General features: G+C 38.1%; 18 protein-coding genes. 7 read left to right on the plus strand and 11 right to left on the minus strand.

Annotated elements, in window-relative coordinates:
* Positions 1-21: 21 nt before the first annotated feature.
* Genes murD through mraZ form a run of 7 tightly spaced genes read right to left on the minus strand, consistent with a single transcriptional unit; the run spans position 22 to position 7,747 of the window.
* Positions 22-1,353, minus strand: coding sequence for a UDP-N-acetylmuramoyl-L-alanine--D-glutamate ligase (gene murD / locus ZA06_RS04050; RefSeq protein WP_053976106.1), 1,332 nt, complete (start codon positions 1,351-1,353; stop codon positions 22-24).
* A complete protein-coding gene (mraY, locus tag ZA06_RS04055) occupies positions 1,354-2,595 on the minus strand; it encodes a phospho-N-acetylmuramoyl-pentapeptide-transferase (protein WP_053976107.1) in 1,242 nt (413 codons plus the stop codon).
* A gap of 10 nt (positions 2,596-2,605) precedes the next feature.
* Positions 2,606-4,069: a UDP-N-acetylmuramoyl-L-alanyl-D-glutamate--2,6-diaminopimelate ligase gene (locus tag ZA06_RS04060; protein WP_053976108.1), complete on the minus strand. Its 1,464-nt coding sequence runs from the start codon at positions 4,067-4,069 to the stop codon at positions 2,606-2,608.
* Positions 4,069-6,024: a penicillin-binding protein gene (locus tag ZA06_RS04065; protein WP_053976109.1), complete on the minus strand. Its 1,956-nt coding sequence runs from the start codon at positions 6,022-6,024 to the stop codon at positions 4,069-4,071. The genes ZA06_RS04060 and ZA06_RS04065 overlap by 1 nt, the downstream gene beginning before the upstream one ends.
* A gap of 58 nt (positions 6,025-6,082) precedes the next feature.
* Complete coding sequence (locus tag ZA06_RS04070) at positions 6,083-6,400, minus strand: FtsL-like putative cell division protein (RefSeq protein WP_053976110.1); 318 nt, start codon at positions 6,398-6,400, stop codon at positions 6,083-6,085.
* On the minus strand, positions 6,397-7,293 hold the full coding sequence (gene rsmH / locus ZA06_RS04075; RefSeq protein WP_053976111.1) for a 16S rRNA (cytosine(1402)-N(4))-methyltransferase RsmH: 897 nt from the start codon (positions 7,291-7,293) through the stop codon (positions 6,397-6,399). Before rsmH ends, ZA06_RS04070 begins: the two co-directional genes overlap by 4 nt.
* On the minus strand, positions 7,280-7,747 hold the full coding sequence (mraZ, locus tag ZA06_RS04080) for a division/cell wall cluster transcriptional repressor MraZ (protein WP_053976112.1): 468 nt from the start codon (positions 7,745-7,747) through the stop codon (positions 7,280-7,282). The genes rsmH and mraZ overlap by 14 nt, the downstream gene beginning before the upstream one ends.
* 380 nt (positions 7,748-8,127) lie before the next feature.
* Between mraZ and ZA06_RS04085 the strand changes: the two genes are divergently transcribed.
* Together ZA06_RS04085 and yihA are read left to right on the plus strand one after the other, a co-directional pair.
* Complete coding sequence (locus tag ZA06_RS04085; protein WP_053976113.1) at positions 8,128-8,892, plus strand: alpha/beta fold hydrolase; 765 nt, start codon at positions 8,128-8,130, stop codon at positions 8,890-8,892.
* A gap of 9 nt (positions 8,893-8,901) precedes the next feature.
* Positions 8,902-9,516: a ribosome biogenesis GTP-binding protein YihA/YsxC gene (gene yihA, locus ZA06_RS04090; RefSeq protein ID WP_053976114.1), complete on the plus strand. Its 615-nt coding sequence runs from the start codon at positions 8,902-8,904 to the stop codon at positions 9,514-9,516.
* A 1-nt stretch (position 9,517) separates the two neighbouring features.
* Here yihA and ZA06_RS04095 read toward each other — a convergent pair whose 3' ends face one another.
* Both ZA06_RS04095 and ZA06_RS04100 read right to left on the minus strand, forming a co-directional pair.
* Positions 9,518-10,612: an ABC transporter permease gene (locus tag ZA06_RS04095; protein ID WP_053976115.1), complete on the minus strand. Its 1,095-nt coding sequence runs from the start codon at positions 10,610-10,612 to the stop codon at positions 9,518-9,520.
* Positions 10,613-10,617: 5 nt separating this feature from the next.
* A complete protein-coding gene (locus ZA06_RS04100; protein ID WP_053977061.1) occupies positions 10,618-12,804 on the minus strand; it encodes a carboxy terminal-processing peptidase in 2,187 nt (728 codons plus the stop codon).
* 156 nt (positions 12,805-12,960) lie between these two features.
* On the opposite strand from ZA06_RS04100, the gene surE reads away from it, so the two are divergent.
* The 5 genes from surE to ZA06_RS04125 all read left to right on the plus strand — a co-directional run bounded on the left by surE (position 12,961) and on the right by ZA06_RS04125 (position 17,833).
* Positions 12,961-13,737 (plus strand): 5'/3'-nucleotidase SurE, encoded by a 777-nt coding sequence (gene surE / locus ZA06_RS04105; RefSeq protein ID WP_053976116.1) that lies wholly within the window; start codon positions 12,961-12,963, stop codon positions 13,735-13,737.
* Positions 13,730-14,014, plus strand: coding sequence for a hypothetical protein (locus tag ZA06_RS04110; protein ID WP_053976117.1), 285 nt, complete (start codon positions 13,730-13,732; stop codon positions 14,012-14,014). The genes surE and ZA06_RS04110 overlap by 8 nt, the downstream gene beginning before the upstream one ends.
* Positions 14,015-14,021: 7 nt before the next feature.
* The gene (gene lpxB, locus ZA06_RS04115; protein WP_053976118.1) at positions 14,022-15,134 is read left to right on the plus strand and encodes a lipid-A-disaccharide synthase; all 1,113 of its coding nucleotides are present in this window, start codon (positions 14,022-14,024) and stop codon (positions 15,132-15,134) included.
* A 132-nt stretch (positions 15,135-15,266) separates the two neighbouring features.
* Entirely contained in the window at positions 15,267-15,767 is a 501-nt protein-coding gene (locus tag ZA06_RS04120) for a C40 family peptidase (protein ID WP_053976119.1), read from the plus strand.
* A 26-nt stretch (positions 15,768-15,793) separates the two neighbouring features.
* Positions 15,794-17,833, plus strand: a complete 2,040-nt coding sequence (locus tag ZA06_RS04125) for a ComEC/Rec2 family competence protein (protein WP_053976120.1) — start codon at positions 15,794-15,796, stop codon at positions 17,831-17,833.
* Positions 17,834-17,838: 5 nt separating this feature from the next.
* Here the strand turns inward: ZA06_RS04125 and ZA06_RS04130 are convergent, their stop codons facing one another.
* Positions 17,839-18,387 carry a thioredoxin family protein gene (locus tag ZA06_RS04130; protein ID WP_053976121.1) on the minus strand — a complete coding sequence of 183 codons (549 nt, stop codon included), beginning with the start codon at positions 18,385-18,387 and terminating at the stop codon, positions 17,839-17,841.
* An 87-nt stretch (positions 18,388-18,474) separates the two neighbouring features.
* Complete coding sequence (locus ZA06_RS04135; protein WP_053976122.1) at positions 18,475-20,583, minus strand: peptide MFS transporter; 2,109 nt, start codon at positions 20,581-20,583, stop codon at positions 18,475-18,477.
* Positions 20,584-20,605 lie beyond the last annotated feature (22 nt).

Raw genomic sequence — 20,605 nt, forward strand, 5'->3', positions numbered from 1 at the left:
TGCTACTTTTTATTCTTTATTCTATAAATTTCTTACTGCCTCTTTAAATTGACGCCCTCTATCTTCGTAGTTTTCGAACAAATCGAAACTAGCGCAAGCAGGCGACAACAATACATTATCTCCAGCTTCGGCCAATTTGTAGGCCATTTTAACCGCTTCGGTCATACTTTGAGTTTCTACAATAACATCAACCATCCCCGAAAAACTATCCAATAACTTTTGATTGTCAACCCCTAAACAAATGATAGCTTTTACCCTTTCGTTTACAAAACGATACAACTCATTATAATTATTCCCTTTATCTTCACCTCCAACAATCCATACCGTAGGCGCATCCATGCTTTCCAATGCAAAATAGGTAGCGTTTACATTGGTTGCTTTAGAATCGTTAATGTATTGCACCTTGTTAATCTTAAGCACATTCTCCAAACGATGTTCTACACCTTGGAAATTCTCCAAACTTTCGCGTACCGTTTGTTTTCTAATTCTTAATAAATGTGCTACTGTTGATGCCGCCATGGCATTTTTCACATTGTGTTTACCTTCCAGTGCTATACTTTTTGTAGGCATAATAATAGGGTTGTTATCAATTGTTATTATAATATTTTCATTGTCTAAATAGGCGCCATTCTCTAATGTCTTCGTCAAAGAAAACGGCAATAATCTTGATTGAACAGGATGTTTCTCCAACCATTCATTGATTACTTCATCATCGGCGTCGTAGATTAAGTAATCATCCTTAGTCTGATTCATGACAATCCTAAATTTGGATGCGATATAATTTTCAAACTTATAATCGTATCTATCCAAATGGTCAGGCGTAATGTTGGTGATCACGGCAATATGCGGTTTGAAATCCACGATATCGTCCAGTTGAAAACTACTAATCTCCAAAACATAGTTTGGATAGTCCTTTTCCAAAATCTGTTTTGCAAAACTATCACCTATGTTTCCTGCCAATCCAATTTCCAGTTCCTGTTTGAGAATGTGATGGGTTAACGACGCGGTAGTTGTTTTACCATTACTCCCTGTGATTCCGACGATAGTTGCATCCGTATATCTTGATGCAAATTCTATTTCCGAAATCACGGGAACGCTGGCTGCTATTAATCGTCCTACCAAATTCACTTTATTAGGAATACCTGGACTTTTCATTACTAGGTCTGCATTGAGAATCTTAGCCTCGGTGTGCTGCTCTTCCTCCCAATCAATCTCATGATGTATAAGAACCTGTTTATATTTTTCTTTTATTTTTCCCTTATCGGAAACAAATACTTCAAAACCTTTCGCTTTTCCTAAAAGTGCCGTTCCTACGCCACTTTCGCCGCCTCCAAGAATGACCAATCGCTTCATCTATCTAATTTTCAAGGTCACTATGGACAGAATGGCCAACAATATTCCCACAATCCAAAATCGGGTTACAATCTTACTTTCATGATATCCCGATTTCTGATAATGGTGGTGCAAAGGCGACATCTTAAAAATGCGTCGACCTTCACCAAATTTCTTCTTGGTATATTTGAAATAACTCACCTGCAATACCACAGATAAATTTTCAGCAAGGAAGATTCCACACAACACAGGAATCAACCACTCCTTTCTTACTGCAATTGCAATCACAGCTATAATTCCTCCAATGGTTAAACTACCGGTATCCCCCATAAACACTTGGGCAGGATAGGTGTTGTACCACAAGAACCCAATTAACGCTCCAACAAATGCCGTGATGTAAATGGTAATTTCCTCCACCCGTGGGATGTACATAATATTGAGATAATCGGAGAAAATAATGTTACCCGACACCCATGCAAAAATTCCCAAAGTGAGCACTATGATGGCCGAAGTTCCCGCTGCCAAACCATCAATCCCATCAGTAAGGTTAGCACCATTGGATACTGCCGTAATGATAAAAATGGCCACGATTACAAACACTATCCAGGCGTATTGCTTTAAATCTGGGTGGATCCAAGTAATCAAATCGGCATAATCAAACTCGTTACCCTTCACAAAAGGAATTGTGGTTTTTGTTGATTTCTCCTCCTCCTGAAACAACTTTGAAGGCAGCACATTTGGATCTTCCATCAAAATTTCCTGTTGTTGAGCAACCGGCAATTTCTCCTTAATAGTAACATGGTCATTAAAGTAAAGCGTGGTTCCTACAATAATCCCAAGACCCACTTGTCCCAACACTTTAAAACGGCCTTTTAACCCTTCTTTATCGTTTTTGAATTTCTTGATATAATCATCAATAAACCCTATTGTTCCCATCCAAACTGTGGTGACGATCAACAACAAAATATAAACGTTATCCAACTTAGCCAATAAGAGCACTGGAATCAAAGTCGCCATAATGATAATGATTCCCCCCATAGTTGGTGTTCCCGCCTTTTCAACCTGTCCCTCCAGACCTAGATCCCTAATAGTTTCACCTACTTGCTGTCTGCGAAGGAAATTGATGATACGCTTTCCATAGATGGTAGAAATCAACAGAGACAAAATAATCGCTATAGCTGCCCTGAATGTTAAATACCCAAAGAGTGATGCCCCAGGAAACTGGAATTCTTTTTCTAAATATTCGAATAGGTAATACAACATTGGTAACTTCTTATTTTTTCAACTGTTTTAAAAAATCCTTCACTATTTCGTAATCATCAAAATCAAAGCGCTCGCCTTTGATTTCCTGATAAGTTTCATGCCCCTTTCCAGCTACCAAGATGATATCGTTGGGCTGCGCCATTTGACATGCTGCTTTAATGGCTTGTTTTCTATCTACAATAGACAGGGTTTTTTTGAAATTTTGCGGCTCCACACCTTTTTCAATCTCCTCGATAATGGTTTCTGGCACCTCACTTCTAGGGTTGTCACTTGTAAAAATGACCTTGGTACTTAAAGCCGAAGCAATATGTCCCATTTTAGGACGCTTGGTTTTATCCCTATCGCCACCACAGCCCACAACCGTAATCAACTCTTCATTCTTGGTCCTGATACTATTGATAGTTTCCAACACATTTTTCAAGGCATCGGGCGTATGCGCATAATCTACAATAGCCGTAATTTTATCTTCGGAAACAAAATATTGGAAACGTCCACTAACACTCTCCAACTGACTCACCAACTGAAGCACCTCAACAGTTTCCAACCCCAAAAGTTTGGCAGTTCCGTAAATAGCCAAAATATTGTAGGCATTGAAATTCCCAATCAAACGCGTCCACACTTCATTGTCATCCAGTTTCAACAACAGACCTCCAAATTGGTTTTCCAATATTTTCGCCTTAAAATCAGCATACGATTTTAGAGCGTATGTATATTTTTTAGCTTGGGTATTCTGCAACATTACCAAGCCATTTTTATCGTCAATATTCACCAAAGCAAAAGCCGTTTTTGGCAACTGATCGAAGAACATTTTTTTTACATCGCGATATTCCGCAAATGTTTTATGGTAATCTAAATGATCATGCGTAAGATTTGTAAAAATCCCTCCTAGAAAATGAAGCCCTTCCGTTCTACTTTGATGAATTCCATGAGAGCTCACCTCCATAAAACAAAACTCCACACCTTCCTCATTCATCTCCTTCAAATACTTGTTGATAGTCAGAGAATCTGGCGTTGTATGGGTCGCCTTATATTCCTTATCATCCACCAAAATTTTCACTGTAGACAATAAGCCCACTTTAAAGCCTGCCTTTTTGAATAATTGATACAATAAGGTAGACACGGTAGTCTTTCCGTTAGTCCCTGTTACCCCAACCAACTTCAAATTTTCAGATGGATTACCGTAATAATTGGCCGCCATAAAAGCCAAGGCCTTATTGGCATTTTCCACTTCTATATAAGTAACACTCTCCTTCAACTCCTTTGGTAAGGCCTCACAAACAACCGCTACCGCACCATCGTTAATTGCCTTTTCAATAAACTCATGACCATCAACTACGGTTCCCTTGATAGCAATAAACACATCATTCTTCTTGATTTTACGAGAATCAAAATGAATTTCAGCCACCTCAACAGCAGTACTTCCTACCACTGCGTTTATGGTCACTTTATATAATATGTCCTTTAGCTCTATCATTAAATATTCAATACTACCGTTTGGTTAGGTGCTATTTTCACACCCTTATCAATTGACTGTTTTCTCACATCCCCAACGCCGTCAACCTTCACTTTTAATCCCATATTTTCCAAAAGGGCCATGGCATCCATAACCGGCATCCCTACCACATTTGGCATGATTGTTTTATAGGTTTTAGCTACTTCATAGTACGTTTCAAAATCCTTTTCAGCCTTTGCATCGGCAAACTCTAATTGCTCAACTTCATCTATCAAAGGCGTATCGGTAAAGATTTTCTGTGCAATCTTTTTAAACACCGGACCAGAAACATCTGCCCCATAGTACCCTACGCTTTTATCTGGCTCATGAATCACCACAATGCATGAATACTTCGGATTCTCTGCAGGAAAAAAACCAGCAAAAGAAGAGATATAATTCAGCTTCTCTTTATTTCTATAGTCCTTCTGACAAGTCCCCGTTTTTCCAGCCATGGAAAAATTTGGAGAATACAATCCATGTCCTGTACCATGTCTTTTCTCTACTACATTCTTCAACAACTGAGTCACCTTAGCCACTGTTTCTTCAGAACATATTTGAGGATTAATTACCTCCTTCTTAAAAGGAACGATGGTTTTATCAAACTCTCTCACTTCCTTCAAAAACTGAGGCCTCACCATTTCCCCTCCATTAGCAATGGCATTATAAAATGTCAATGTCTGTAAAGGCGTAAACGACACCCCATATCCATAAGCCATCCATTGCAAAGCAATTCCACTCCATCTATTCTTGTCATCCGGATGCGGAATAACAGGCTCACCTTCCCCCGAAATGGAAATGGGCAACCCTAGCTTTTGGTTCAGATTCATACTATAAAGATGCTCCACAAACTTCTTAGGATTCTTACGATAATGCTTATCAATTGCCGACACAATTCCCGTATTGGAAGAGACCTCAAATGCTTTTGCTATAGAGATTTTCCCATAGCCCCCTCTTTTAGAATCCCTCACCTTTTTCCCATAAAATGACAACACACCGTTTTGAGTATCCACCACATCACTAGTATCAATCACCTTATCTTCTAAAGCTGCCGTAACCGCCATCAATTTAAAAGTAGACCCCGGTTCATGCGATTCCCAAACCGCATAGTTCCTACGCTCATAATAATATCCCTCTGGATTTCTTCCAAGATTAGCAATAGCTTTCACCTCTCCCGTTTTAGTCTCCATCACTACAACACAACCATGATCTGCCTTATATTTTTCCAATTGCTCCAATAAGGCATGATGTGCAATATCCTGTATATTCACATCTATAGTTGTATACACATCATAACCGTCCTGAGGCTCCACCTCATTATAATCAGCAATTGGCTTCCATTGTCCGTTGCCAATTTTTTGTTTAAGTCTGTGACCGTTAACACCACTTAAATACTCTTCCCCGTACGCTCCATCTATCCCCGCTCTCGTTACGTTCCCGTCACTATCAACTTTTTCATACCCAATGGAACGATGTGCAATAGCACCCATTGGGTGCTCGCGACGTGTAGTTTGCTCTACGATCAATCCTCCTTTATAAGCTCCAAGGTTTAACATTGGAAAATTCCTAATCCTGATATAATTGGAGTAACTAATATTTCGAGCTATTAAATAGTAGCGATTTTTATTGGCTCGCGCCTTCCTTAATGAGTTTTGATACAAGGCCGAAGGTTTCCCCGAATATTTTGCCAAGGAATCACAAAGCGGAATCAAATACTTTTCAAACGTACGCGCTGAAGGTGTCAAGGCATCAAACCTAATATCGTACTTAGGAATAGAGGTTGCCAACAAACTACCATCTGCAGAATATACATTCCCCCTGTTTGCTGGAATTTCAACATTCTTAACGGTTCGCTTTTCTGCCAAATCACGGTACTTCTCCCCTTGCACAAACTGAATCACAAACAGCTTGAACACCACGGCAAGCACAAAGACAAACATGGTCCCCGCCACAAAATACAATCTGTTCAATATGTTCTTTTCCGTCACTGCCACTAGACTATTCCTGCGATTTTACTTTTATTTTTCTTGGAGGGATTTCTGAAGGCACCACTCCTTTTACTGCCATTTCCTTTACTATGGAAGATTCCATCTTCAATCTCATTAATTGCGAACGTCCATCTACAAATGCCGAACGCAACTCCTTTACCTCATTATTCAAACGTGCAATCTCATGCACTTTCTTATCGGCACTGTGTGAACTTGCAATCATAATTAGCGCCAAGACAGAAATAAAAATGATAACTCTCCAATTTTTAAAAGAATCATCACTCACCAAAAACTTCCCTTTCAGAATACTATAAACGTTGTTCTTCATAGTTTCTCCGCAATTCTTAATTTAGCACTCCTGGCCCTACTATTCTGAGCTATCTCTGCTTTCGTTGGCACAATCAACCCGCCTACCTTTTTTAATGGAACTTCAAAATTCCCAAACATATCACGCTCTGGCTCTCCTTCAAACAGTCCATTTCTTATAAATCGTTTCACCAACCTATCTTCCAAAGAATGATAGGATATAAAACTCAAACGCCCACCTTGTTTCAACAATTCAGGCATTTGCAACAACAATTCCTTCAACACTTCAATCTCTTGGTTCACCTCAATACGAATGGCCTGATAAATTTGAGCCAACATTTTATTCTCATTTTTATGCCCCAAGAAACGCTTCAACACTTCCTTTAGTTGCTCACTTGTTTTTATAGGCTCACTTTTTCTCGCCTCCACAATGACCCTCGCCATTGCAGGAGCTTGACGCAACTCCCCATACTGAAGAAGCACATTCTTTATTTCTTCCTCTTCATAATCATTCACCACATTATATGCCGAAAGCATCCCCTTTTGGTTCATGCGCATATCAAGGTCCGCTTCAAAACGTGTAGAAAAACCGCGTTCCGCCACATCAAATTGATGAGAAGACACTCCAAAATCCGCCAAAACACCATCTACTTCTTTCACGCCGTAAAACCTTAAAAAACGCTTGATAAATCTAAAATTCTCATTTATCAACGTAAACCGAGGATCGTCGATAGCATTCGCCAAAGCATCCTGATCCTGATCAAAAGCAAACAACTTCCCGTCCGGCCCCAAACGACTTAAAATCTCCCTACTATGCCCTCCACCTCCAAAGGTGACATCTACATATACACCATCAGGCTTAATATTTAAGCCATCAACAGTTTCCTTTAACAATACCGGATTATGATATTCCATACTCGTCATCTTGTCCCATTACCTCTTCAGCCAAATCCGCAAAATCATCAGCCGCTTCGTTTATAGATTGCTCATACTTATCCTTATCCCAAATTTCAATGATATTAATTGACGAAGACAGAACCACCTCTTTAGAGATACCTGAGAATACAATTAAATCCTTCGGAATAAGCAAACGGCCCGCAGCATCTACCTCCACTACTTTCACACCCGCCGTAAAACGTCTAATAAAATCGTTGGTCTTTTTCTTAAACCTGTTAAGTTTGCCTACCTTTTGCATGAGCGCCTCCCATTCTGACATTGGATACAATTCCAAGCAAGAATCGAATACCGCTCGCTTAAGCACGAAACCGTCCTGAGACAATTGAGAAAGCTGCTTTTTCAGCGCAGAAGGTAACATAAGCCTACCTTTGGCATCAACTTTACATTCGTATGTTCCTATTAATGAATTCAAAACGACCGGCTTATACTGCAAACGATAACAATTCAAATATATTGAAAAATTTACCACATTTTACCACATTCTACCACTTTTGTTAATAATTTCTATATTATGAAGCATTTAACCGTCAAAGCGCAGACAGGTAAAACAGCTAAATATTTTAGCTTCAAGCCCTTGAATTGTTCATAACATTTGACTTTCGACGACCCTAAAATGTTAACAATAAAACACCATTTTTCTCCACTTCAACCACCACACATACCTATATTCCAACCGCAAAAAAACAGAGAAAACCGTAATTGAATTTTACAGGATTTCATAATCAAAAAACAGTACGAATAATCAGATAAATACCTATATTTGCTTTTGATGAAGATGACTAACCTATATACATGAAGCACCTTTTAAAAACAGAGAAAAACTATAATTACATTGAAGTTGGAGAAGGAAAGCCTATAGTTGTTTTACACGGGTTAATGGGTGGACTTAGCAATTTTGACGCTGTTACCCGCCATTTTAGCAACAAAGGCTACAAGGTCATCATCCCCGAGCTACCAATTTACACCATGTCTTTACTTAAAACCAACGTTAAGAGTTTTGCAAAGTATCTACATGATTTTATAGCACACAAACAACTTGACGAAGTGATTTTGTTAGGCAACTCCCTAGGAGGCCATATTGGGTTATACCACACCAAACTTTTCCCTGAAAAAGTAAAAGCACTTATCATTACAGGAAGTTCTGGACTTTACGAAAGCGCCATGGGAAGTGGTTATACCAAGCGAAGTGACTACGAAGTAATCAAGAAAAAAGCACAGGATGTATTTTACGATCCAGAAGTTGCTACTAAAGAAATTGTTGATGAAGTTTACGAAACGGTAAACGACAGAAATAAGTTGGTAAAAACTTTAGCCATTGCCAAAAGTGCCATCAGACACAATATGGCTAAAGACCTACCATACATGGAAACACCTACTTGCATTATTTGGGGGAAAAACGATACAGTTACTCCTCCTGAAGTTGCTGAGGAATTCCACTCGCTCCTACCCGACTCTACCCTATATTGGATTGACAAATGTGGCCACGCAGCCATGATGGAGCATCCAACTGAATTCAATGCCATTTTAGACAAATGGCTTACTGAAAGAAATTTTTAAAAAAAAGTAATGTTAATCAAAACCGCTGAATTTATCATCAGTAATTCCGACGTTTCCAAATGTCCGAAGGACCCTATTCCAGAATACGCTTTTATTGGAAGAAGTAATGTTGGAAAATCCTCATTGATCAACATGCTTACCAACCATAAAAGTCTTGCAAAGACTTCTGGAAGGCCAGGAAAGACACAATTGATCAATCACTTTTTGATCAACAAGAATTGGTTTTTGGTCGATTTACCTGGTTACGGTTACGCTAGAGTCTCCAAAACAGCTAAGAAAAAATTTCAAAAATTCATCACCAACTATTTTGAGCAACGCCAACAATTGGTATCGGCATTTGTGTTGGTAGACATTCGTCATGAACCCCAGAAAATTGATATGGAGTTCATGGAGTACTTAGGAGAAAATGGCATTCCATTTTCTATTATCTTCACAAAAGCCGACAAGCTTAAGCCAATGGCCATTGAAAGAAACGTTGAAGCATACACTAAAGAAATGCTCAAAGTTTGGGAAGAAATGCCTCCTTATTTCATTACATCCTCCAGCAAAACCATTGGTCGTGACGAACTCTTGAATTTTATTCAAGACACCAATACCGAAATCAATAATTTAAAAAACCAATAATCTAGCTTTTTACATCCAAAGCATCACGAAGTGCATTTCCAATAAGCATAAATGCCATTACCAAGATCATGATGCACACTCCTGGGATCAAGGCCAAATATGGCTTTCCTAAAATAATATAATTGTAATGGTCCTTAATCATGCCTCCCCAACTAGGCATAGGCGGTTGCGCACCAATTCCCAAAAAACTCAAACCACTCTCAATTAATATAGCCGCTGCAAAGTTAGCTGCAGAAATCACGATAATTGGCGCCATGATATTAGGCAAAATATGTCTGGAAATGATTCTAAAATCTGTATACCCTAAAGCTCTTGCCGCTGTTACATATTGCATTTCCTTCACACCTATCACCTGTCCCCTTACCACACGAGCCACCTCCACCCACATGGTCAATCCAACCGCAATAAACACTTGCCAAAAGCCCTTTCCCAAGGTCAAGGTAATCGCGATTACTAAAAGTAACGTTGGGATAGACCAAGTAACATTTATGAGCCACATAATTACAGCGTCTATTTTCCCTCCAAAATAACCAGCAATACTTCCCATGAAAATTCCAATAATCAAAGAAATAAACACCGCTACAAAGCCTATAAAAAATGAAATACGAGAACCGATTAAAATTCTACTCAACAAATCCCTTCCATATTTATCGGTTCCGAAAAGAAAACGGCGCTCCTTTATATAAGGGAGATATTCATTGGCGGGAAATTTATTCAACGGAATTTCTTTAACGATGCCTTCAAGCCCATCCGAAGCGTATTCGGTATATACCAAACGGTCATCGACGACTTCGTAAGCTGAAATAGAGACTTCAGAATCGGCATTTTGCACTCCAAAAAACGCTTTAGAAAACCAAGACTGATTGGATTGAACTTCCGAAGGAATGGTAAGCATGGTCACCTTGAATCCAGGCTTCTTCGAATGAATAGCCAAATGCATCTGATTGGCACTTTGACTTTCATCGGGTGCCAATACATAGGCAAACACAGCAATAAGTCCTATTATAATGACCACACCCAAACTTAAAACGCCCCAAAAGTTACTTTTGAACTTTTGGAGCGCCAATTGAGATAATGAGTTATTATGTATACTCACCTATATTAATCTTTTACTGTCGCAACTTTGGTTTTAACATCGTATGTCATTTTCAAGTCATTCAAGACATGAATTGCCTCTTCAATATATACATCCTGACTTAAATTTTCATGCCAACGCTCTCTTTTCTCTTTTAATACAGTATCCTTTGCCATAAGCTCCTGCTCATAAGGAAGGGAATTAAAGGTAAGATCTGTTTTGTAATCCGAAATCTTTTCAAAACGCTTCGCCTCTTCTTCGTTAAGTTTTAATTCCGCTTTGTACTTATCGTAGTTAAGCGAATATACTTCCTGATCTCTAATTTTCTTCACCCATTGCGCATTGGCATCAATCAACTTTAATTGCTCATTGTTGGCCATACGCTCTTTACTTTGCTTGATGGTTACATCATAATCGTAATAATTCTTCCAAACATCATAATCAACCGCATCAATCTTATCCCAAGCCAAAGGATTTTCTTGATCTTTCTCTCCTATATTGATATAACTATATCTGTCCGGCACAACCACATCACTTTTAACACCTTCTAATTGCGTAGAACCTCCATTTATTCTGTAGAATTTTTGGGTGGTGAATTTCAAGGCTCCCATATCGCCACTTGAACTGTTTCTCACCATACGGTTAAGGTCCAATACATTTTGAACGGTTCCTTTACCATAGGTTTGTTTACTTCCAATAATGATGGCACGTTTGTAATCTTGCATTGCCGCCGCTAAAATCTCGGAAGCAGACGCTGAAAGCTCATTTACCAATACAACCAAAGGACCATCCCAAACAATAGATTTATCCCTATCATTAAGCACTTCTTTCTCTTCCCCTGCAGTTTTCACTTGCACAACTGGACCATCCTTAATGAACAATCCAACCATATCTACCACAGTCTGTAGAGAACCACCTCCGTTATTTCTTAAATCCAACACAAGTCCTTGTGCACCGGCATCTTTCAGTCTAATCACCTCCTTTTTAATATCAGAAGCTGCGTTTCTTTTATTGTAGTCTTCAAAATCAACATAAAACTTCGGCAAATTGATTACCCCAAAAGTTTTCCCGTCCTTTTCAACCGTAGAAGACTTAGCATAAGTTTCTTCGATTTCTACCACATCACGAGTTATGGTGATATCTTCAACGGTACCGTCAACTTTTTTAAGCGTAAGGGTTACTTTGGTTCCTTTAGGGCCTTTTATAAATTTAATCGCATCGTCTAAACGCATTCCAATAATACTAAGCGCATCCTTCTCACCTTCCTGTCTTACTTTCATGATTTGATCTCCTACTTCCAACTTATTTTGTCTCCATGCAGGTCCTCCACTGATGATTTCATTTACGATGATGGCATCCATTTTCTTTTGTAATCTCGCTCCAATACCTTCAAAATTTCCAGACATGGCCACGTCAAAACGATCCTTCTCCTCAGGCGCAAAGTAGAATGTATGAGGATCAAACTCTTCAACAATAGCATTAATGTAAACAGAGAACCAATCCTCACGTTGTCTGTCATTTATAAACTCATGAAGTTCGTCTAAAGAGCTAAGTGTTGCCTCTCTAGCCTCTTGCTCCATTTGAGCTTTGGTTTTTATTTCCTTTTTCTCGACTGAAACATCCTTATCACTTTCAGTTTCTCCTGAGAAATCTGTCTCCCATTCTTTATGAACTGCTCCACCTTCCTGTTCTGTAACCAAATTGTCATAGTTGGCAATAGTTGAGAATTTCAACAATTTTCTCCAACGCTCTTTCATTTCCTTTTTGGAAGTCACATATGGCATAGAATCGTAATCTGTAGAAATTTCCTCATCGACAGAAAAATCAAAAGGCTGCGCCAATACTTCTTTGTAAATGTCTTCAGATTCTTTGATACGTTGCAATAAACGCTCATGTGTCAAGTTGAAAAATGACACATCATACACCTTGATTTGATCATCCAATTTATCCTTGTAAAGCATAAATTCCTTGATGTCTGATTCATAAAAATAACGCTTGAAAGGATCTAGTTGTTTCAGATAATCTTCAAAGACCTGTTCTGAAAATTCATCGTTAATATCTTTAGGTTGAAAATGTCCATTTTCCAACACGTAACTAATCAACTGTACTAGCAATCTATCTTTATTCGGGTCGTCAAAAGTCTTGGTTGTAAAGCTACAAGACGCAAAGGCCAAGAGCAAAACCAACAATAAAAGCTTATAATTCCTTCTCATGATTCTATAAAATTGCATACTTTATTTTTCACTAAAGTAAAAGAAAAAACTATGCCATAGAAACCGAAGGCTACTAATTTTTTGTTAAACCAGAATTTACGGGAGTTTCCAGATGATTTTATGTAATTTAGTATTTTGAAAAAAAGTAAACCTTTCATGACAAAAAAACCGCTCATTTTAGTCACTAACGACGATGGCATTACCGCCCCAGGAATACGAACTTTAATCAGTATTATGAACGAAATTGGCGAAGTAGTTGTGGTAGCCCCAGACAGCCCACAAAGCGGCATGGGACATGCCATTACTGTAAACTCGACCATTTTTGTTGAAAAAGTCGTAGTTGACAATGGTCCCCAAGCGGAATACAGCTGTTCAGGAACTCCAGCCGATTGTGTAAAACTGGCCAACCGCCAGATTTTAAAGCGCAAACCAGACCTTTGCGTATCGGGCATCAACCACGGCTCCAATTCATCCATAAATGTGATTTATTCAGGAACTATGAGTGCTGCCATTGAAGCCGGTGTAGAGGGAATTCCCGCTATTGGGTTTTCGTTATTGGACTATAATTGGAATGCCAATTTTGAAGGTACCAAACGTTATATAAAAACCATTGTTGAGAATGTTTTGAAAGAAAAACTCCCTAAAGACGTGGTTCTCAATGTCAACCTCCCCAATTTACCAGAAAAGGAAATCAAGGGCATAAAGGTTTGTAGACAAGCCAGAGCCAATTGGGTGGAAGAATTTGACAAACGTCACAGTCCACAGGGAAGGGAGTACTATTGGTTAACGGGCAAATTTGTAAATTTGGACCATGGTGAAGACACGGATGAATGGGCACTTGAGCACGGTTATGTTTCGGTAGTTCCCGTTCAGTTTGATTTAACGGCGCACCATTGTATTCAAAATTTAAACACTTGGAATTTTAATGATTAAAAAAGAAGTTATCATTGGTCTTGTAACTGGATTTGCGGCCAATTTTTTAGGACTGTTATTGGCAGTCTACATTTTTGGAAACGGAGAAGGCTTTTCAACCACAATCAACCAAGCCATGGCTGAAGGTTTTTTTAGTAAATTAGTGAGTATAGGAGCTATCCTAAACTTAGTTGCCTTTTTTATTTTCATCAAAAAGAAACAAGATTACAGAGCAAGAGGTGTGTTACTTGCCACCATACTTGTAGCTGTATTTACATTTTTATTAAAATTTTGGTAATTCTAGGATGAAATACTACATCATTGCAGGAGAAGCCTCGGGAGATCTTCATGGATCCAACCTAATGAAAGCATTGTCTCAATTGGATGTCAATGCCGAATTCAGGTTTTGGGGAGGGGATTTAATGCAGCAAGTGAGCGGTAATTTAGTAAAGCACTACAAAGACTTGGCCTTTATGGGTTTTGCCGAAGTAGTAATGAATTTGCGCACCATTGCCAACAACCTGTCCTTTTGCAAAAAAGATATTGAAGCCTACCAGCCAGATACCATCATTTTTATTGACTACCCTGGATTCAACATGCGCATTGCCAAATGGGCCAAGGACAAAGGGATTAGAACCCAATATTACATTTCGCCACAAATTTGGGCCTGGAAAGAAAATAGAATCCATGCCATAAAACGCGATGTGGACAACATGTATGTCATCCTCCCTTTTGAAAAGGATTTTTACAAAAAACATGAATACAAAGTTGAATTTGTAGGCCATCCACTAATTGACGCCATCAATGATCGCACACAGGTGGACGAGTATATTTTTAGGGCAGAACACGGACTTACAGATAAGCCTATTATAGCCTTACTACCGGGAAGCAGAAAACAGGAAATCAAAAAAATGCTTTCGGTAATGCTTAGTGTGGTTGATGATTTTCCAGAGTACCAATTTGTAATTGCTGGCGCACCCAGCCAAGAACGTAGCTTTTATCAAGGTTTCATCAAAAAGGCCAATGTAGCCTTTGTGAGCAACGAAACCTACGATTTGCTTAGTGTGTCCTATGCCGCATTGGTAACTTCAGGTACTGCCACTTTGGAAACAGCACTGTTTAAAGTTCCGGAAGTGGTGTGCTACAAAGGAAGTTGGCTTTCCTACCAAATAGGGAAACGATTGGTAAAGCACATCAAATACATCTCTTTAGTTAACTTGATCATGGACAAGGAGGTGGTCACCGAGCTTATTCAAAACGATTTTAGTTCTACCCGATTAAAAAATGAACTGAACAGCATCCTTGATGATTATGAGCGCGTAAAATTCTTCTTGGATTATTACGATCTAGAGAAAAAATTGGGAGGAAAAGGAGCAAGTCAAAATACTGCAGAATTGATTTTTAAGGATATAACTTAAATCAGGAAATCTTTGTAATAGCAAAAAAGGAATAAGATTTAAACTAAAAAATTTCATTTGAAAAGAATTTTATGTTTCACTCTCTTTCAGTTTAGGAGAAATTGATATTTTTAAAAAATTAAAAGTCCCTGAATGAAAAAAATTGCCCTTTTATTAATTCTCCTTATCAGTTTCAGTAGTTGTAAATCTTCCAAACGCGCTAAAAACAGCGCTCCAAAAACAACCAAAACCACAAAAGCTACCGACTCAAAAACTGCCGATAAAATTGTGAAATACGCCATGCAGTTTGATGGCGTAAGATACAAATATGGAGGAACTACAAAAAAGGGAATGGACTGCTCTGGCTTGGTAACTACTGTTTTTCAAAGTGAGAACATTCAATTACCAAGGACCACCAGTTCGATGGCCACAACTGGAGATTGGATTGATCTAAAAGAAGTTCAAAAAGGAGATTTACTATTTTTTGCCACAAGTAAAAACAGCCGAAAAGTCAACCATGTTGCTTTAGTCACTGAAGCAAGGGGAGACTACGTAGAATTCATCCACGCCAGCACCAGTAAAGGGGTTATCATTTCAAATTTAGCCGAACGTTATTGGTATTATGCTTTTGTTCAAGCTCGCAGAGTCTTATAATTTGTTAAAATTTGGCAACTTTCAGTATGAAGTTACTAAATTTCATCATCATTAAACTTACAGTTTGCCTTATTTTGGGCATTGTAACTTCCTATTTCCTCCATATCCCTTTTCATATTGCTACTTGCACTACTTTTTTGGGACTTCTTCTACTTTTTATACTCTATCGAATTTCCAAATCCAAATTTCAACAAAACATATGGTTTGGCGCAACGGTACTTTTAACGACTTTCTTTTTAGGTTCTTTTACCTACCATCTTCATGACCAAAAGAATTTCAAAAGGCATTATTCCCAACACACAAAAAACACCGAAACAAAATCGTCCTTGTTATCTCTCAGGGTTAGAGAACAACTAAAAACTGGGATGTATCATGACAAATATGTTGTAGACCTTATTAAAATTGATTCCATTCCAGTTCAAGGAAAAACCTTACTGAATGTACAGATTGATTCTCTTTCCTCACCTTTCAAAGTTGATGATATTATTGTAACGCAATCAACTTTAAAAGCCATCATCCCTCCTTTAAACCCAAATCAATTTGACTATAAGGCGTATTTAGAGAAACAATCCATTTATCATCAGTTATTTACAAGCAACCAAGAGATTTTCACCCTAAACTCAAAACCATATACCTTACTTGGATATGCTGCAAGCATCAGGGAGCACATCTTAAGGAAATTAAGAAACACCCATCTTGAAAAGGACGACTTTGCCATGCTAAGCGCCCTTTTGTTGGGGCAACGACAAAACATAGACCCTATAACTTATGAGCAATTCACCAATGCGGGGGTTATTCATATTTTGGCAATTTCGGGTTTACATATAGGAATCATTCTTTTGATACTAAATTTGGTTTTAAAACCCCTTGATTACATGCCCAGAGGGCGCTTTTATAAAACCATTCTTATTTTGATCATGCTTTGGGGCTTTGTTATCATCACTGGACTCTCTGCTTCAGTAACCCGCGCTGTGACAATGTTTAGTGTTCTAGCTATAGGTATGAACCTTAAACGCCCAAGCAATATCTACAATAGTATTGCCGTTTCTGTGTTCATTCTTCTACTCTTTAAACCTTTATTCATTTTTGATGTTGGTTTTCAATTAAGTTATTTAGCCGTAATTGCTATTGTCTCCATACAACCACTGCTTTCCAAGGTTTACAAACCAAAAACTAAATTTGACAAATTGCACTGGAATATAATTACTGTAACCATAGCTGCCCAAATTGGAGTCCTGCCTTTAAGCATCTACTACTTCCATCAATTCCCTTTACTCTTCTTTGTATCAAATTTGCTTGTAATCCCTATTTTAGGACTCGTCCTAGGCCTAGGACTCCTAATAATCATTCTATCACTTTTAAACACCTCAAACAGCCTTTTTACGGAAGCATTCCATTATTTGATAACATACATGCAATCTGTGATTGCTTGGACTGCTGATAAAGAAGATTTGATCATCAGGAACATTCCCTTAAGTGCTTTTATGGTTCTTGCTTTTTACTTATTAATCATATCAACAGTCAGACTTTTCGGAAAGAGAAGTTTGCGGCGTCTTTCATGGCTAATGGCATCTGTAATTTTATTACAAATAACATTCATCTACAACAAACACAAATCACATAAGGACGCATTTATAATCTTTCATAAAAATAGAAGCAGTATTCTAGGTTTACATAAAATCAACCAAATTAGCATACACCATAACTTAGACCCGACAAATATTTCACAAGAAAAAATATTGCAAAACTATGCGGTTGAAAATTTCGTTTCCAAAATTGAAGTAGCTTCTATTAAAGACCTATACATGATCAACGACAAGCTTTTGTTGGTAATTGATAGTTTGGGAGCCTACAATGTACCCCATTTCCGGCCTCATTTTATCCTTTTAAGAAATTCACCAAAGATTAACCTTAAGCGATTGATCGATTCCATTCATCCTAAATACATCATTGCAGATGGGAGCAATTACAAATCTTACATTGAAACTTGGGAAGCGACCTGCCAAAAAGAAAAGCTCCCTTTTCACCATACAGGCAAAAAGGGAGCTTTTATAATCACAGACTAAATATTTTATCCTTTAAATTCTGGTGCAAAAGCATTGTAATATTCATTAAAATCCTCTTGAGAATTCATATTTACATGGTCATTGTTATGAAACAATTTTAAGTACAACTCCAATTGTTGCGGTTTCTGATATCCTCTAATTGGAGCCAAAATTTTCCCTTCTTCATCAAAGAACACTACAGTTGGGTAGGCACTCACTTGCAGATATAACGTTAACTCATGTACACCATTCCTACGATTTGTCAGAGCAGGGTCATAATTCTTATTGGAAAATGTTTTACCATCATAATTAACAGTTTCATTTCCCTCCGCATTAAATTTAACAGCGTAATAATTTTCATTCACATACTTAACCACATCAGAATTATGAAAGGTGTTTTTATCCAACATTTTACATGGACCACACCAATTGGTATACACATCCATCATAATCTTTTTGGGGTTCTTTTTTTGTAATTGAAGTGCTTCATCCAAGCTAATCCAATTAATTTCCTGGGCAATGCTACTTACAGAAGTCAACAGAGCCAATAGTACAATATATCCTAGTTTCTTCATAAATCCTTTGTTGTATTAATTCGTTGTAACTTACAAAAAATGCTCCTCGTAAGGAGCATTTTACAGGTAATTTAACTTTTTTATCGATTATCGCACTCCGTGCATTAGTTTTTTAAGAACTGGATTCAAAGCGAATACCAACGCCCCTGCAACCATTGGCACAATTGTAAATATCAAAAAGAACGTAGACAAGCTATATGCCTCAGTAATATTCTCAATTTGGCCACCTAGAACTGCCGCCAACTTGTTACCGATAGCAATAGCCAAATACCACATACCAAACATTAAGGCAATCATTCTTGCCGGCACCAATTTACTAACATAAGACAACCCTACTGGAGACAAGCAAAGTTCCCCCAAGGTATGGAATAGATAAGCCAAGATCAACCAAATCATACTTACTTTCATAGTACCTTCAACACCACTAGACCCCCAAGCCAAAAGTCCAAATCCTACACCCATGATTATTAAACCAAGTGCATATTTTGCAGCCGCCGAAGGGTTATATTTACTCTCCCACCATTTTGAAAAGAATGAAGCAAACACAATAATGAAGAATGAATTAAGAATACTAAACCAAGAAACAGTAATCTCTACCTCGCTTTCTTTAATTTGCGCCACTTTAGCTTTAACCACTGAAGACTCTCTGTTCATTGCTTCAGCTTGAAGCCTAACAGACTCCAATCGCTCTTCGTCTAAATACCCAAAAGCAGTTCCTTCATTGTTCTTGCTTATCATATGTATTTCATCTCCCAACATAAAATCAATTGGCTCAGCGATAGAAACGGTACGCTCAACAACCTTATCAGTATCTAAGACCTTTGTTCCTTCTCCAATAGCAATATATTCAAATTGCAATTCGCCCTTTTCATCTTTAGATTGATTTCCATTCTCATCTAAAACAGGACGTTCAATCGCCGCATATTTCACATCATAAGCTGTGGTGTTAAAATCTCTGTTCAACATCCAACCTACAATACCCCACATGAAGACAAAACATATCACCAATACAATATTGGAACCCGGAATTTTATGAAATGTCTTTTTCCAAAGTAAAACCAATACCCAAGAAATAATCAATAAAGGAACTACTGTAAGCAAGGTATTGATAATATTAAACGTTGTAGCAGCTCCACCACTTAACATTCTATCTACATTGTCTCTTGCAAAAATTACCAATGAAGAAGCTCCCTGCTCAAAAGACAACCAGAAAAATACCGTAAAGAAGGCGAAAATGATAAAGGCCAACATACGATCCCTAACTACTGGTGTATATCTCATAATACGACCAATAACCAACACCAAGAACAACGCCAAAGCAAATAAAATTGCAGTATACTGTCCTTCCAAGTTACCTATTCTGAATGCCGAGAACATATCTATTCCTGCAATTTTGGACATTGGATCGTTAATGGCATAACCTAGTCCAATAACTGTACATACTACAATCAATATTTTATCCAAAAGCGTAAATGGATTTTCTTTACCAACATTAGCTTCCTCTCCTAGTTCCTTTGCGGGATCATTAATATTTTCAACAAGCTTATCCTTTTTTGAAGGTTTCGCTCCAATTGCTCCAAAGAGTTTCCCAGACAAACCGAATTGTAAAGTACCCAATAACATGAATACTCCCGCCAATCCAAACCCATAAGACCATCCTATTTTTTCAGCTAGATAACCACAAAGCATCATTCCAAAAAAGGCACCAGCATTCACTCCCATGTAGAAGATTGTGTAGGCACCATCCTTTTTCTCAGGATTATCTTTGTACATTCCTGAAATAATGGAAGTAATATTCGGTTTAAAAAATCCAGTCCCTATTACCAATAAGGCAAGTCCTAAATAGAGAGAGAACTCAGTCTCCAAAGCCATGGAAGCATGACCAAGGGTCATAATAAGGGCTCCAATAATTACCGCCCCACGATACCCTGTAATCTTATCGGCAACAATTCCTCCAAGAATTGGAGTGATATAAAGTAACATTGCATAAGTTCCAAAAAGAGCCCCCGCATTTTCAACTGACCACTCCCAACCTGGATTGTAACCTATCAATGCCATAGTCAAGAAATTCACCAAAAGCACACGCATTCCATAGAAGGAAAAACGTTCCCACATTTCAGTAAAAAACAGTACAAACAATCCTGCTGGGTGCCCTAGCACCTTATCCTTAAAAAGGTTTTCAATATCCGTATTCATATGTAAATTTAGCTTAGTATAG

It is taken from the genome of Mangrovimonas xylaniphaga, from assembly GCF_001280435.1.
In the GTDB taxonomy this organism is placed as follows: domain Bacteria; phylum Bacteroidota; class Bacteroidia; order Flavobacteriales; family Flavobacteriaceae; genus Mangrovimonas_A; species Mangrovimonas_A xylaniphaga.